The sequence below is a fragment of the Pseudofrankia asymbiotica genome, from assembly GCF_001983105.1.
GTDB classification, from domain to species: Bacteria; Actinomycetota; Actinomycetes; order Frankiales; family Frankiaceae; genus Pseudofrankia; species Pseudofrankia asymbiotica.
Window position 1 is genome coordinate 1 of the sequence record NZ_MOMC01000038.1, and the last position, 14932, is coordinate 14932.

Consider the following 14932-nt stretch of genomic DNA (forward strand, 5'->3'; position numbering starts at 1 on the left):
GACCGGCACGACGACGTGCTGCGGTTCGTGTTCGACCTCGACGTGTGGCCCACGAACAACCTGTCAGAGCGCGATCTTCGGCCTTTCAAGACCCAGCAGAAGATCAGCGGGCGGCTCACCTCCGCGGCCGCGACCGCCTGCCGCCTCCAGGTCGCCAGCTACCTCTCTACCGCCCGCAAGCACGGCGTGTCCGCCCTGCAGGCCCTACGGCTCGCGTTCCGCGGCACCCCCTGGATGCCGCCCCCAGCGATCACTGCCACCTGACCAACCACCCGCCTGACCCCGCCGCGCCGACCCACCGRCACGGCCCACAGCCACGCCCCCGAACCGCCACCCACAGCAAGATCCCTAAACCAGGTGAATGTTTACCCGGCGGGCCTCCGGAGTCAGGTCGCGATGCTGGTTCTGAATCCACGTCGCCCTGGTCGGGCCCGAGATCCACCGCACCCTTGTGCTCGAACGCCGCCGGACCATTGACCGGTACGAGTCCTGGCTCGCCCACGCCCTCATCCACCGGCTGCTGCGTCGCACCTGACAGCCGCGGCCCTGGCACGTGCCACAGCGCCGCCTCGATTCAGTCATTACCGAGCGCGGCGAGATGACAGCGGACTAAGGTTCCTGGCTGGATCTGATCGTCCAAAGGGGGGACGTACGTGTTCGGTCTCGAGCTGCAGGCATCCAAGAACGTGTTCGTCAAGGGGGTGCGGGACCGCGAGGTCGCATACCGTCACGCCAGCGAACTTCTCACACTGGAAGGCGACGAGACACTCACCGGTGCGCTGTCCGAGCTGGAGTTCGTCACCGCCCCGGTCAACTCGCTCGCCAAGGCTCGGACGGCGGTCGGCTTCGCGAAGGACGTCGCGACCGAGCTGGCCAGACTGGCGCGAGCCAGTGGGGGCGAGCTGACGTTCAGGAAGGGTGACAAGTTTGTCAATGGCATTGAGGGCATATGGGAGCGGGACTGCACGCTCCAGATCAACGACAGCACGTTCGCCGCAAAGCCACAGGGGACGGTGGGCGTCCCGCTGGCCGAGCTCAAGGATTTCGTCGAAGCGGTGCTCCGCAGCGAGGGCGCGACCGGAGCGAACTACCTCAGGAGTCTGGCCGAGATACGCGCGAAGAGCGGGCTCGACTTCGACCACGGCGACCCGGAGCTGACCGGATTCCTGACCGCGTGCCACATCTTCCTGCTGGCCGCCGTCTGGAACTTCTCACCCGACCGCGCCGTAGGCCCCGACGGAACACCGCTGATCGCCAAGGATGGCGACTTCTTCCGAGTGTTCACGTTCAAGGACAGCGCACATCTCAAGGCGTTCAAGCACATGCCCCCCGGGTCTAAGGTGGAGGAGTTCTCCTTCTACAAGGCTGACGGCGGACACTGCCGTGTGCTCGTCAACCGCGACTCGCCGAAGTCTTCGTTCACGCTGCTGCATCGGACTGACTTCCACGCCATGTTCGACGCTCTCCCGGAAGACCAGAAGACCCGCCTCCGGACGCAGCCGGGCCATATTCCCCCCGCCCTGTGGCCGGYGGACTGGTCCGACAGGTTCCTGTTCCCGTTCCCATACCGGGCGGACCCGCCCGACCCCCAGATGGCGATCCCGGAATACGCCGCCGGCGGYTGGCCCAAGGACGGGGTGACCCGGCAGGAAAAATGGCAGCTCATCGAGCATGGTCCAATGATCAGTGCGTGGTGGGACAGCGTCCTCAACGGGCGGCCGACGCCCGGGCAGCAACCCGGTGCGCCAAGGATCCGGAAGGACCTCGCCTCGCCACCGCCCGGATTGCGAGGCCGACGCCCGGAAAAGATCGCCGACTTTCCGGGCGACGATGAGAACAAGCGGGAGTACTACGGCATGGGCGCCTTCCCGATGGACCGGAAGGACGGCCCGAAGCCGCTGGCTGTCTTCGAGCTGCGGGCCTTCGCCGACCACCAGGAGGTGACGGCTCTCGGCCCGCCCACCCTCGACACGTGGGACAGCATCGCGCAGATCTTCTACAGGAAGTTCGTGCCCAAGGCCTGACGCCGTGCCCGGTGGGCGCCCTACCGCGCTGTCCCGCTTGGCGGACCGTTCGCGACCGGCTCTGGCGACCCTGTGTCACGGGGGCGCCAGTCACCGGGTAGCTGTGAAGGATTGCCAGGCCCCGCTCGCGATCGACGGGGGATCGTCGCGGGGAAATCGGCTACATATCCTCGGGCACGTGGGTCGAACGCGTGAGCCAGCGATAGGCCTGCCGCCAGACCTCGGCCTCGTCGAACCGGTGCGCCTCCCAGGTCATGGCCCTGACCTGGCCGCGCCCGCGGTACCTGCGCATGATCGTCGTGTGGGGTGGCCATCGCGCGAACCCTCGCAACGCCTCCTCGTCCGTCCAGACGGACACCGCGCCGGTGCGTCTGGCCAGCGGTTCGGCCCACAGCCAGAGGCCGACCGCGCCGTCGAGGCGCGGCCACGACCGCCGCAGGCCGAACCCGGCCCGAGCGATGCCGGGCAGGCTCCGCGACCGCGCGCTGGTGAAGTCCGTGACGCTGACGAGCACCGGCCCGCTCATGCCTGACGCCGGCCCCGGCCGCCAGCCGCTTCTGAGCACGTGTCACGCCTTCCAGGACGGATCCCGGCCCAGCAGGCCGAGCAGCCGGTGGCGTGCGGGCACGCCGTCGGGCACCACCGTCGCCCGTTCGAACGCGGCGCCCGGGCCGCGGCCGTCGGCGGGGACGATCTCGGCGACGCGCAGCGCGGCGGCGGTCAGGTCCTCGTCGGGTTCCCACGGAGCACCGATCGTCGCCGCGACATCCCAGGCGTGCACGACGTAGTCGACCAGATGGAAGCTGATCGCGACCCGTCCGGGGAAGGTGATTCCCTCGATCACCTCCGGAAGGGCGAAGGGTCGATCGAGCGCGTCATCCGCGGTGAACGCGTCGCTGACCAGCTCCGCCGAAGCCTGGTAAGCGGCGTGCGGGTTGTCGCCGAGGTCGCCGCTCCGCCAGACGGGGAGGGCCTCACCCTCGCCACGCGCGGCGGCGGCGAAGCCCTCGTTCTGGCTGACCAGGTGCCGCAGCAGGCCGTACAGGGTCCAGTCCGGGCATGGAGTCGGGAGGGTCAGCTGATCGGCAGTGACGTGGCCGACCATCTCGCCGGTGAGTGCCAGCGCGCGGCGGTCGAGCTCTCGGATGTCCAGGTGTCCGATGTCCATGACGCGGAGCCTAGAAATCGGCAGTGGCCCAGGGTCAGGTCCAATGTCGGCCAATATGATTGGGCCAATATGGAGGTCCACGTGAGCCTCGAGGGGCATCGCGACCTGTCCGGCCAGGTGTACCGGCAGCTGCGCGCCGCCATCCTCGACGGCCGGCTGCGTCCCGGCGACCCGCTACCGCCGACCCGGGAGCTGGCCCGCCGCCTCTCGGTGGCGCGCAACACGGTCAGCGTCGCCTACGACCGGCTGGCGGCCGAGGGATACCTCGACAGCAAGGTCGGCGCGGGAACGTCCGTCCGCGCGGGCGGCCACCTACAGCGCACCGCCACCACGGGACCCCCACTCAGACCGCTGCGGCCGCGTCCCGTCTGGGACACGATCACACCCTGGCTGGACCCGAGCGGCGCCGGATCGGCGGCGGTCGCGTTCGACTTCCGTGTGGGCCTTCCCGACGTTCGCCTGTTCCCGTACGAGGTCTGGCGGCGGCTGGTCGCGCAGGAGTCGCGCCCGTCGGCGGCCCTCGCGGCCGGCTATGGCGATCCGGCCGGCCACGCCGGCCTGCGGACGGCGATCGCGCGGCACATCGGCCTGTCCCGGGCTGTGCGAGCCGGGACAGGCGACGTGATCGTGACCAGCGGCATTCAGCAGGCGCTCGACCTGATCGGCCGCGTGATGATCGAGCCGGGCGACCTGATCGCGGTCGAGGAGCCCGGATACCCTCCCGCCCGCCTGCTGTTCCGGTCGCTGGGCGCCAGGGTGGCCGGCGTGCCCGTGGACTCCGAAGGGCTGCGCGCGGACGCGATCCCGGCGGGGACGCGCGCCGTCTACGTGACCCCGTCGCACCAGTTCCCGCTGGGCATGCCGATGTCCCTGCCACGGCGGATGGCGCTGCTCGACTGGGCGGAGCGCCACGGCGGCATGGTCATCGAGGACGACTACGACAGCGAGTTCCGGTTCGGCGGGCGGCCCATCGAACCACTGCAGAGCCTTGACCGCGCCGGGCACGTGCTCTACGTCGGCTCCTTCTCGAAGACCATGCTGCCCTCGCTGCGGATCGGCTTCCTCGTGGCGCCTCCCGCGCTGCACGACGCGTTGCGCACGGCCAAGTACGTCACCGACTGGAGTACGTCCGTGCCGACGCAGGCCGCCCTCGCCCGGTTCGTCGACGACGGCCTGCTCGCCCGGCACATCCGCCGGATGCGGCATGTCTACGAGGCCCGGCACGAACTCATCAGGACCACGCTGGGCGACCATGCCGCGGATCGGTTCGACCTCGTCCCGTCCTCCGCCGGTCTGCACCTGACGGCCTTCGCCACCGGCGACCTCGCCGACCCAGCCGTGTTCGCCCAGGCGGTGACGCGGGCCCGCGCGTCCGGCGTGGCGCTGCACACCCTGGCCGAGGTCGCCGACAGTCCGCTGTCGCGCTCCGGGCTCGTCTTCGGCTACGGCGCGATCGCCGCACCGGACATCGGCCCCGGCCTGGCGCGGCTCCTCGCAGAGCTTTCTGGCCGCCGTCTCCCAAGGAGTTCGGCTGGGTCGTGAAGGTGCCAAGCCAGTGGATCTCCAGGCGCTGGTGCGCGATCCGCCAGCCGTTCGGTGCCCGGTGCCCGGTGCCCGGTGCCCAGTGTCCGGTGTCCGGTGTCCGGACGAGCCTGTTGTGGAAGGCCGTGACGCGGACCAGGCGGAAATCGTGCATAGGGCCGCGTTTTCTCCCGGGCGGGACAACTCTGCCGACGGCGTCACCCTCGTGACCGGGAAGTCACCGATTAGGCGGTCGCCCGCTATAAACAGGCGACCTCATGATTACGGGAGATTGCATGGTCCACGTCGCATGCGACGAAGGTAGGCCGGATTCGGGCGCCACGGATGTTTCGGCGACGGTCGGTCGAAAAGGAAGCATTCGATGATTCGGCTCACCGAACGGGCGCGCGCGGCGCTGCGCGACGGCGAGGTGATCGTGTTCGACTGGGCCGTGCTGGGGCTGTGCTGTGGATGTACCGGCCAGCCGTGGCTCCGCACGGCGCCGCGGGCCGTCGCGCTGAGATACCGCGGCTTCCGCCCGCTCGACGCGGAGCCGACCGGCGGCGTCATGGCCCATCCGCTCGCCTATCTCCGGCTGATGGACAGGGATGTAACGGTCGATTGCCGGTCTCGCCTCGGGCTCCGGCGCTTCAGTTGCGATCCACCCCAAGGCGTCGGGCTCACCGAGTTGTTCGGCCGGACTTCTTCGGACTCGGGTCACAGGGGGTAGGACATGACCGCTCACCTCGGCGTGACCGACACCGGCCGTGCACCTGGCCGTGGTACGGCCCATCGGCTCCGGTCGATCGTCATCTGGATCGCCGTGTCGGTAGCCGGCGCGATCGGCTGGGCCGTGCTCGCGCTTTCCCGGGACGAATCGGTATCCGCGGCCTGGATTCTGGTCGCGGGCCTTGGATCGTTCGCGATCGCCTTCCGCTTCTACGCGCGGTTCCTGGCGAACAGGGTGCTGAGAGTGGACGACAGCCGGGCGACGCCGGCCGAGCGCCTCGACAACGGCGTCGACTACCAGCCGACCGACCGGCGGGTTCTGTTCGGCCACCACTTCGCGGCCATCGCCGGGGCCGGACCTCTCGTCGGCCCGGTGCTGGCCGTACAGATGGGTTACCTGCCCGGCACGATCTGGATCGTCGGCGGCGTGATTTTCGCCGGTGCGGTGCAGGACATGGTCACGCTGTTCTTCTCCATGAGGCGGGACGGCAGAAGCCTCGGCCAGATGGCCCGCGACGAGATCGGCCCGGTCGGCGGAGCCGCGGCGCTGATCGCGGTCTTCGCGATTATGATCATTCTACTGGCGGTGCTCGCGCTCATCGTGGTGAGTGCCCTCGCGCACTCCCCGTGGGGCACGTTCTCGATCGCGATGACGATCCCGATCGCGGTGTTCATGGGCCTCTACGTGCGGGTGCTGAGGCCCGGGCGGGTGGGCGAGGCCACCGCCCTCGGCGTCGCCGCGCTGGTCGCGGTCATCGTCGGCGGCCGTTGGGTCCAGGAGTCCGGGCTCGCCTCCGCCTTCACGCTCAGCCCGAAGGTTCTGGTCGCCTGCATCATCGGTTACGGTTTCGCGGCCTCGGTGCTGCCGGTGTGGCTGCTGCTCGCGCCGCGCGACTACCTCTCCACGTTCATGAAGATCGGAACCATCGGCCTGCTCGCCGTGGGGGTTCTCGTCGAGCTTCCGGCGCTTCACGCGGGTGCGATCAGCCCGTTCGCGGCCAAGGGAAACGGGCCGGTCTTCGCCGGCAGCCTGTTCCCGTTCCTCTTCATCACCATAGCCTGCGGGGCCCTGTCCGGATTTCACTCACTCGTGGCGTCCGGCACGACCCCGAAGATGATCCAGAAGGAGTCCCAGGTCCGGGTGATCGGCTACGGCGCGATGCTGGCCGAGTCCTTCGTCGCGCTGATGGCGCTGATCGCGGCGGCGGTTCTCAGCCCGGGCCTCTACTACGCCATGAACGCACCCGCCGGGGTGGTCGGGACGACGGCTGCCTCGGCCTCGGCGGCGGTCGCCCACCTCGGATTCACCGTCACCCCGGACGTGCTCGACTCCGCGGCCCGGGCCGTCGGCGAGTCGACGCTGGTCGCCCGTACCGGTGGCGCCCCGACGCTCGCCGTCGGCATGTCCAACATCCTCTCCGGCGCCTTCGGCACCGGCGGGCTCGCCGCGTTCTGGTATCACTTCGCGATCATGTTCGAGGCGCTGTTCATCCTCACCACCGTCGACGCCGGTACCCGGGTCGGCCGGTTCATGCTGCAGGACATGCTCGGGAACGTCTGGAAGCCGATCGGCCGGGTGAGCTGGTGGCCCGGGGTCTGGCTGTGCAGCGCCGTCGTGGTGGGTGCCTGGGGCTACTTCCTCTGGACCGGGGCGACCGACCCGCTCGGCGGCATCAATCAGCTTTTCCCGCTGTTCGGCATGGCCAACCAGCTGCTGGCTGCCATCGCGTTGACGGTGGCGACCACTCTGCTCATCAAGAGCGGGCGGGCGCGGTGGGCGTGGGTGACCGGCATTCCGCTCGCCTGGGATGTCGCCGTCACCTTCACCGCGGCCTGGCAGAAAATCTTCTCGGACGATCCCAAGCTCGGCTTCTTCGCCCAGCGCGATCGTTATGCCGCCGCGCTCGACGACGGCAAGATTCTCGCGCCGGCCAAGTCCCTCGGTGACATGCACAGGGTCGTGCAGAACTCGACGGTGGACGGGATCCTGGCGGCGCTGTTCGCCCTGCTGGTCCTCGCCGTGCTCGTCGACGCGACCCGGGTCTGCGCACGCACGGTTCGCGGCCGCACGCCGGCACCCACCACGGAGACGGCGTACGTGGCCTCGCGACTCGTGGTGCCCGCGGGACTGTTCGCGAGCGCGACCGCGAGTCACCTGCCCGCGCAGGCAGGCGAGGCCTCCGTCACCCGCGATCCCGATCCCGCGTCTGCCCTGCCACCGGCCCACTGACAGGTTCGGCACCGGCCCGAACTCAGATCCGGAAGTGATCATGTAGGTGATGCGGTGTATCCGCGCTTCCTTACCCGCGGAACTGTCGGTGGGCTCCGCTAGCTTGCGACGCATGTACCGACAGGGAGACATCCTGATCCTGCCCATCGCCGAGGAGGATGTTCCGCGCGGCGCGCTGGACCTTCCGCCCGCACCGCGCGATGACCGCGGGCGCATGGTGCTCGCCCTCGGCGAGGCCACCGGTCACGCGCACGCGATCGCCGCGCCTGGCACCCTGCTGCGCGACTCCGACCCGCTGGCGCCCGACCACCTGCACCTGCCGTCCGGCGGGTGGCTGACGCACGAGGAGCACGCCCCGATCTCGCTGCCCACGGGCTGGTTCCGGATCATCCGGCAGCGCGAGTACGTGCCGGGCGCCGTCCGCGTCGTCGCCGACTGAGCGGAGGGTCTCCGTGTCGACCATGCCTGCCCCGGAGCTCGCGAGCCTGGAGCCGCACCAGGGCGCCACGTCCGATGCCGTCCGGGCGCGACGGCGTGGGGACGTCGCCCTGGAGTGGCAGTCCGTCGCGTTCTCGTCCGGCCCTACCGGTCCCGCCGAACGCCAGCGGGCGGAGTCGGGGATTGACGCCGCCTACACCGCCGCGGGTCTGGCCCCGCCCGAGTACGTCGTCTGGGTGCCCTCTCCCGCTCGCGGGGCGATCGCCGCCGCGCTGATCGCGGGTCACGGGGATGTCCTGCGCCAGTCCCGTCCGAAGCGGGCGGAGAGGCTGGACGCGGCCGTCGAAGCGGTCAGGCCGCTGCTCGACGTGGTCGCCGCGGGGATGAGCGTGCGGGACGCCGTCCGGACACACCCCTGGGAGTCCGCGCGGGCCTTCGCGTCCTCCGAGCTGGGGCCGCGGCAGTGGGCGCGAGCCTGGGGCGAGACCGGTGGCCGGCTGTGGAGCCAGGTCGACGACCTGGTCTCGCGGGTCCGCGGTGCCGTTGGTGAGCTCGCCGGTGAGAACCGCGGGACCGTCGCCCTGCTGCGCGGCTCCACTCTCGACGCGGTCCTCGGCCAGCACGACGCCCCCTGGCTGGCGCTGTTCGACTCGCTCGGCCACCTGGACACGGCAGGGGCAGGCCGGCCAGGCACGGCCCTGTCCGCGATGGCGCAGGTCGCGCGGGCGGCGGGCTGGTGGTGGCCGTACGAGCGGGTCGCGATCGTCTCCGAGCGCCCGGTCGACCTGCACCGCGACGAGCCGGGCCGCCTGCACCGGGCCGACGGCCCCGCCCTGGCCTACACCGACGGGTTCGCCCTGCACGCGTGGCGCGGCATGCCGATGCCGGCGGGATTCATCGAGTCGCTGACCGACCTGTCCCCGGCCCGGATCGACGCCGAGGCCAACGCCGAGCAGCGGCGGGTCATGCTGGAGATCTACGGCTACGACCGCTACCTCGCCGAGACCGGCGCCAAGCCCGTCCACCGCGACGAGACGGGCGTGCTCTGGCGCATTGACCTCCGCGGCGACGAGCCCATCCTCATGGTCGAGGTGGTCAACTCCACCCCCGAACCGGACGGCACCCACCGGACCTACCACCTGCGCGTCCCGCCCGGCACCCGCACCGCCCGGGAGGGCGTCGCCTGGACGTTCGGCCTCGCCGAGACCGACTACTCCCCGTCGAAGCAGACCTGACTGACGCGGCGTCCCCTGGCGAACGCACATCCCCGGCTCACCGGGCGCCGTCACACCCGCCGGCGCCCGCACCCCAAGCCCGGCCCGGCCCGGCCCCCGCCCGCCCTCACCCGCGCTTTGGCGGGGGCCAGGCGGCGGGGATGCGTTCCAGGACACCGCCGGCGAAGGTGCTGTAGAGGCCGAGCGGTTCCAGGTGGACGTAGCCGATGTGGCAGTCACACACGTCCAGGGGGCACGCGCGGGGGCCGAGCGTCGCGCGGAACGAGCCGTCGTACAGGTTTCCCAGGACGGTCGGGACGAAATGGCAGCGCCGCACCGTGCCCTCGCCGTCCACGGACACGACGGTCTCGCCGGTCCGGCAGGGCAGGCCACGGCTCGGATGCGGCACGCGGCTGTAGGCGAAGAGCGGGTCGATCTCCGCCCAGTCGGTGGCCTCGGCGTCGGTGTAGGCGCGACCCTCGGCCGCGTTGACCCACAGGTACACGCCGGCGGGGAGGTCGCGGCGCAGGCGGCGCGCGGCCTCCAGATGACCGGGCTGGCCCACGACGCCGACGCTGAAGCGCGCCCCACGTTCGGCCAGGTCGCGGCACCTGCCGAGGAAACGCTCGTACGGCACCTGGCTCGGGTGGTACGTGCCCCACAGCGCGAGCCGGGACAGGTCCGCACCGTCCGTCCAGTCGACGCGGTGGCTGAGGTTGGTCTGGATCGCGACGCGTTCGACGTGCGGCAGGTGGCTGAGCTCCACCAGCGCGCGCCGGTACCAGGAACGGGCGAGGCCCTCACCCCAGGGCGTGAACAGCACCGAGACACCCTGGCGCCACTCCCGGACCCAGCCGACGAAACGTTCCAGCGCCGCCCGGTCCGCGCGCAGCTGCGCGGGAGTATCCTTCCGCTTCGCGAACGGACAGTAGGAGCAGTCGTAGTCGCAACTGGCCAGCGGCCCGCGGTAGAGGATCGTCAGGTGCCGCGGCGGGACCAGCGTCCCCGTCGAGGCCTGCGTCCCCGTCGAGGCCTGCGTCTCCAGCGGGGCCAGCACTCTCACCTCGCGTGGAGCGGCCGGCACGTCCTGGTTCTGGTGGAGGAGTGTCATCAGCGGGGAGCGTGATCCGTCATCAGGGCGTGGACCTGGTGGGAGAAGAGGGCCGGGCCTATCGCGTCGGAATGGGCGAGGCCCTCCGGCGCCAGTCGGATGGTGGTTGGGTTCTGTTCCAGCCAGCCGCGTTCGGAGAAGGCGGTCAGGTCGAAGTCCGCGGCGGCGTCGGTGTGGAAACGCTCGCGGTAGGCGGCACGGTCGAGGCCCTCGGCCTGCAGCAACGACTGGATCAGGTGACGTCRCCGGCGCTCGTCGTCGGTGAGGGCGAAGCCGACCCGGGCGCCGTGGAAGTCCGTCTCGCGAACGTAGTCGTCGATGATGGCGCGGACGTGCCGGGCACCCACCGCATACTCGAACGAGTAGTGCAGGGCCGAGGTGTAGGAGCGGGCGCCGCATCCGAGGCCGACCATTCCGTCGGTCTGGCAGAAGTACTCCGTCCCGCGGAGCTCCGCCCGAGGAGCCTCTTCTCCGGAAATCGCCGTCCCGGGAATATCCGCACCGGGAATCTCCRCTCCAGGAATTTCGGCCCCGCGAACGTCCGTCGCACAGTCTTTCATTTCGGACGCACCGACCCGGGGCGGGAGGCGGAACATGCGCATGGATATCTGCTCGTAGCCGTGGGAGAGAAGGAAGTCCCGGCCGAGGCGGTAGAGCTCCAGGCGCTGGTCGTCCCAGTCGACGTCGCGACGGCCCAGACCCGTCAGGGGACGGACGTACAGGGGATACAGATACAGCTCCTCGGGGCGCCAGGCCAGGGCGGCGTCCAGGGAACGCAGCCAGGTCGCCGGCGTCTGGCCGCCGATGCCGTAGATGAGGTCGATGTTCAGCGTCTCGAAGCCGACGGCGCGGATACGTCCCAGGGCGGCCTCGACCTCGGCCCGTTTCTGGGGACGACCGGCCGCGCGGGCCTCGGAGTCCAGAAAGCTCTGCACCCCGATCGAGACGCGGGTGGTACCGCGCCCGCGCAGGACAGCGAGGCGGTCGGTGGTCGCGGTGGCCGGCGAGGTCTCCACGCCGAGCGGGATGACGCCGGGCGTCGCGAAGCGGGCGCTGATGTCGCAGAGGCGTTCCAGTTCGCGCGCGTTCAGGTAGGTGGGCGTTCCGCCACCGAAGGCCGCCGTGGCGAACGTGGCGCCACCCAGGGCGTCCGCGACCTGGGTGGCCTGGCGTTGCAGCGCGTCCAGATACGCGCCGGTGAGTTCCTCGGGCGCGCCCGTGCGGGTGAACAGGTTGCAGAAACCGCAGCGCATCTCGCAGAACGGGACGTGCAGGTACAGGAAGAGCGCGGACCGGTCCTCCTTGGCCCACACGTCCCGCAGGGATGGGCGGGGCGACAGCGGGCGGTAGGCGGTCTTGTGCGGGTACGCATAGACGTAGTGCTGGTAAGGGCCGAGGCCGGAGTGCTGGTAAGGGTCGGTCATGGCAGCACGAACTCTCCGTACGGGACGGTCCAGACGACCTCGTGGCCGAGGCGGTGGCCGGTGTGGCCGTCCTCGCCGTACGCGGTCCCGTGGTCCGAGCAGACGATCACGAAACACGGGCGGCGCATCASGGCGAACAGGCGGCCGAGATGCCGGTCGACGTGGCGGAGAGCCGCGGCGTGCGAGTCGCGCGAGTCGCCGTGGTCACGGGTGGCGCCGTCCAGGTAGAACCAGTTGGGMTGGTGCAGCGCGGCGACGTTGAGCAGCAGGAACACCCGTCGGTCGGCGGGAGTTCGCCGCGTCACCTCGCGGACCCGGTCGATCTGGTTGGTGAGTGAGTCGGGATCGGTCACGCCGAATCCGGGCTCCCAGTGGCTTTCGGCGAAGAGAGACGGGAGCGCGGACCCGAGCGGTGTGAGCTTGTTGAAAAAGCCCACTCCGCCCACGCAGACCGTGTGATAGCCGATTTTCGCCAGGCCGGTCGGGAGGTCCGCGGCGTCGAAGGTCCAGGTACCCGGGGCGGTGGTCTCGCTCCCGGGAAACCGTCCGGCGAACAGCCGCGGGTGCGGGCCTGGATGGGCCGGTGTCGGCAGGAAGCCCGCGAGCATGGCGGTGTGCGCCGCGTAGGTGAAACTGCCGGGGGTGTGACGGCGTTCCCAGCGGCCGCCGGGCAGCAGGCCGCGCAGAGTGGGTGTCTCTCCCGCGGCGGCGAGTTCGGCCGCGACGTCGTAGCGCAGGGTGTCGAGCGTCAGCAGCAGCAGGTCGTGGCTGCCGATGACCGCGTTCATGTCCCGATCCGGGGCGCGGTCCAGGTCGCGATTCACGCCGCGTGTACCGCCAGCGCCGCGCGGACCTGGGCGGCGTACGTGTCCAGGCCCTCCGCCCGGGTGCCCGGCAGCCCGGTGATCCCGGGCAGCAGGTCACCGAAGGCGTTGACCTCGCCGACGGCGACCCGTCGCCAGCCGATCTGGATGAGCAGGTCGACACCGACCATGAGGCTGCCGGGAAAGCACGCCGCGGCCCGCGCGCACACGTCCATAGCCCTCTCCCAGCCGGAGGTGCCGAGCGCGTCCCGCACCGCGTCCAGGGAGCCCCGCGCGCCGCCGAGGTGCAGGTTGGTCATGGGGGAGCGGCTCGTCCGCGCGACCACATGGGTCGGCTCGCCCGCGATCACCACCACCCGCAGGTCGAGGACGCGGCCGTCCAGCGCGGCCTTGGGCAGCCATCGCTCCACGTGCAGGCCGTCCGGCGCCAGCGCGTCGATCAGGCGGGCGACCTCCGGCTCGGTCTCGTAGGCCCGGACACGCAGCGAGTTGACATGACCCGTGCCGGCGTACGCGGCGGAGGTGACGGCCTTGACCCGTCCGCCCGGCGCGGTCCGCAGCGCCACGACGCCGGACGCGGACGAGCCGTGCGCCGGTTTGACGAACACCTGGCGCATGCCCGCGTCCGCCATCCGCTCGCGCAGACCGGCGTAGTCGCGGACGGGTGGCAGTGCCTCCGGGACGGGGACGCCCGCCGACCGGAGGCGGGCGTGGCAGCGCCTCTTGTCGCACATCACGGCGATCTCGTCCGCGTCGCCGAGCTGCCGGGCGCCCACCCGCGCCGCCGCGGCGGCGACGCGTTCGAGCGCCGCGGTGAAGGTCGCGTACCACCGCGCGCCCCCGCCCACCCGGGCCGGATCGCCGGGCCCGCGCAGCAGCGCGTCCGCCGCGGCGTCGTCCCCGGGCGAGTCGACCCGCAGCGGCGAGCTGGGCACGATCGGCGGCTCGCCGCCGCGCAGCACGTGCGCCCACGGGACGACGCGGGGTCCGTCCAGGCCCGCCGCGCGGCACGCGGCCGCGAACATCTCGGTGCGCCGATCACCCGGCGTCCCGACGACGGTGAACATCACGCGAAGACGGAGGCGACGGAGACAGCGAAGGCGACGGAGACCGTGAAGACGGTGGAGGCGATGGGGACGTCGGCGTCGGCCATGGGCGGGACGGCGGCCGCGGCGTCGTCGAGCGCGCCGGCCGGAAGGCCGCCGGACTCCGTCAGTAGATGATCGACGGTCTGGTCGTCGATGGTCGTGGTGCCCCGCGTCATTCGGAAACCGCGACGTAGAGCCAGTCGCTGTCGGAGCTTTCCCGCTCGTCGAGGTTGACCTCGACGCCGGGCAGCGCGGAGCGCACCCGGTCCATCGTGGGGTCGGTCAGGAAGTGGTGGTGCAGGTCGAGGCGCGCGAGGTGGGTGAGAGGCTGGCCGGAGATCAGCGACTCGGCACCCCGGTCGGTGAGTGTCCCCATGGCCAGGCTGAGCGACGTGAGCCGTGCGACGATCGGCGCGCCCGCGACCGCCGAGGCGACCTCGTCCTCGATCTCCGCGTCCTCCAGCCCCAGGTGCCGCAGCGCGGGCAGCCGTTCACCGCCCAGGATCCCGGCCAGGTCGGCCGTGGTCGCGTCGCCGCCGTAGTTGCCGGTGCCCAGCCACAGGTCGAGGTGCTCCAGGGCGGGGAGGTCGCTGTCGCCCACGGCCCGCACCACCGCGGCGGGCAGCCCGCCCGACTCGAGCCGCAGCGTCCTCAGAGTGTGGCTCCGGAGGGGACGCAGCACCAGCCCCTGGCCCCCGCGTACCTCCAGGTGCTCCAGGCCGGGATAGGCGTCGAAGAGGCGCGTGACGTCGGACTGCTCGATCCAGGAGATCTCCGCCTCCTCCATCACGATGTCGCCCAGGAACACCGCGCGGAGGACGGGCAGCCGGTTGGCCGCTCCCACCAGCAGCTCCACCGGGTCGGGGACGCTCCCCTTGTCGTAGGAGGCGCCCCAGTAGCCGATGATCAGATGGGTCACCTCGGCTGTCTCGACCTCCTCCAGGAACTTCCGGAAGACGTCGCCGAAGTCGGGACCGTCGAACCAGGTACCGAGCCGCCAGGCGACATCGCCCGCAGAGGGCGGGACGTCGGAAGAACCCGACCCGTAGTGGTCGTCCGAGGACTCGCCGTCGTGCTCGTGGCGGAAGTTGGCCACCGGCTTGCCGGCGAACTCGGTGAGGTGCTCGTTGATGGTCATCTGGCTCCCTTCGGGCTTCGCGG

Annotated in this window: 15 protein-coding genes; 7 read left to right on the top strand and 8 right to left on the bottom strand. The window is 71.0% G+C overall.

Annotation, left to right across the window (positions count from 1 at the left end; all coding sequences use genetic code 11):
- A partial coding sequence (locus BL253_RS19020; protein ID WP_158230379.1) for an IS66 family transposase occupies positions 1–264 on the top strand: 264 nt, incomplete at its 5' end.
- 389 nt (positions 265–653) lie between these two features.
- The gene (locus tag BL253_RS19025; RefSeq protein WP_076818472.1) at positions 654–2024 is read left to right on the top strand and encodes a hypothetical protein; all 1371 of its coding nucleotides are present in this window, start codon (positions 654–656) and stop codon (positions 2022–2024) included.
- Between the two features lie 160 nt (positions 2025–2184).
- Here the strand turns inward: BL253_RS19025 and BL253_RS19030 are convergent, their stop codons facing one another.
- Both BL253_RS19030 and BL253_RS19035 read right to left on the bottom strand, forming a co-directional pair.
- Positions 2185–2550, bottom strand: coding sequence for a hypothetical protein (locus BL253_RS19030; protein WP_081438463.1), 366 nt, complete (start codon positions 2548–2550; stop codon positions 2185–2187).
- Between the two features lie 42 nt (positions 2551–2592).
- A complete protein-coding gene (locus tag BL253_RS19035; RefSeq protein WP_096336038.1) occupies positions 2593–3192 on the bottom strand; it encodes a TIGR03086 family metal-binding protein in 600 nt (199 codons plus the stop codon).
- Between the two features lie 81 nt (positions 3193–3273).
- Between BL253_RS19035 and pdxR the strand changes: the two genes are divergently transcribed.
- The 5 genes from pdxR (at position 3274) to BL253_RS19060 (ending at position 9345) form a co-directional block, all read left to right on the top strand.
- Positions 3274–4734 (top strand): MocR-like pyridoxine biosynthesis transcription factor PdxR, encoded by a 1461-nt coding sequence (gene pdxR, locus BL253_RS19040; RefSeq protein ID WP_198946317.1) that lies wholly within the window; start codon positions 3274–3276, stop codon positions 4732–4734.
- Between the two features lie 361 nt (positions 4735–5095).
- Positions 5096–5443: a hypothetical protein gene (locus BL253_RS19045; RefSeq protein ID WP_076818475.1), complete on the top strand. Its 348-nt coding sequence runs from the start codon at positions 5096–5098 to the stop codon at positions 5441–5443.
- 3 nt (positions 5444–5446) lie between these two features.
- Positions 5447–7672: a carbon starvation CstA family protein gene (locus BL253_RS19050; protein WP_076818476.1), complete on the top strand. Its 2226-nt coding sequence runs from the start codon at positions 5447–5449 to the stop codon at positions 7670–7672.
- A 112-nt stretch (positions 7673–7784) separates the two neighbouring features.
- Positions 7785–8111, top strand: coding sequence for a hypothetical protein (locus tag BL253_RS19055; protein ID WP_076818477.1), 327 nt, complete (start codon positions 7785–7787; stop codon positions 8109–8111).
- Positions 8112–8133: 22 nt separating this feature from the next.
- Entirely contained in the window at positions 8134–9345 is a 1212-nt protein-coding gene (locus BL253_RS19060; protein WP_338013728.1) for a DUF6745 domain-containing protein, read from the top strand.
- Between the two features lie 106 nt (positions 9346–9451).
- Here the strand turns inward: BL253_RS19060 and BL253_RS19065 are convergent, their stop codons facing one another.
- Genes BL253_RS19065 through BL253_RS19090 form a run of 6 tightly spaced genes read right to left on the bottom strand, consistent with a single transcriptional unit; the run spans position 9452 to position 14909 of the window.
- Complete coding sequence (locus tag BL253_RS19065) at positions 9452–10435, bottom strand: STM4011 family radical SAM protein (protein WP_198946318.1); 984 nt, start codon at positions 10433–10435, stop codon at positions 9452–9454.
- Positions 10435–11859, bottom strand: a complete 1425-nt coding sequence (locus BL253_RS19070; RefSeq protein WP_076818478.1) for an STM4012 family radical SAM protein — start codon at positions 11857–11859, stop codon at positions 10435–10437. Before BL253_RS19070 ends, BL253_RS19065 begins: the two co-directional genes overlap by 1 nt.
- Positions 11856–12647 carry an STM4013/SEN3800 family hydrolase gene (locus BL253_RS19075; RefSeq protein WP_076818573.1) on the bottom strand — a complete coding sequence of 264 codons (792 nt, stop codon included), beginning with the start codon at positions 12645–12647 and terminating at the stop codon, positions 11856–11858. Before BL253_RS19075 ends, BL253_RS19070 begins: the two co-directional genes overlap by 4 nt.
- A gap of 32 nt (positions 12648–12679) precedes the next feature.
- On the bottom strand, positions 12680–13750 hold the full coding sequence (locus BL253_RS19080; RefSeq protein ID WP_076818574.1) for an STM4014 family protein: 1071 nt from the start codon (positions 13748–13750) through the stop codon (positions 12680–12682).
- Entirely contained in the window at positions 13750–13947 is a 198-nt protein-coding gene (locus BL253_RS42350; protein ID WP_076818479.1) for a hypothetical protein, read from the bottom strand. Before BL253_RS42350 ends, BL253_RS19080 begins: the two co-directional genes overlap by 1 nt.
- The gene (locus tag BL253_RS19090) at positions 13944–14909 is read right to left on the bottom strand and encodes an STM4015 family protein (RefSeq protein WP_076818480.1); all 966 of its coding nucleotides are present in this window, start codon (positions 14907–14909) and stop codon (positions 13944–13946) included. The genes BL253_RS42350 and BL253_RS19090 overlap by 4 nt, the downstream gene beginning before the upstream one ends.
- Between the last annotated feature and the right edge of the window lie 23 nt (positions 14910–14932).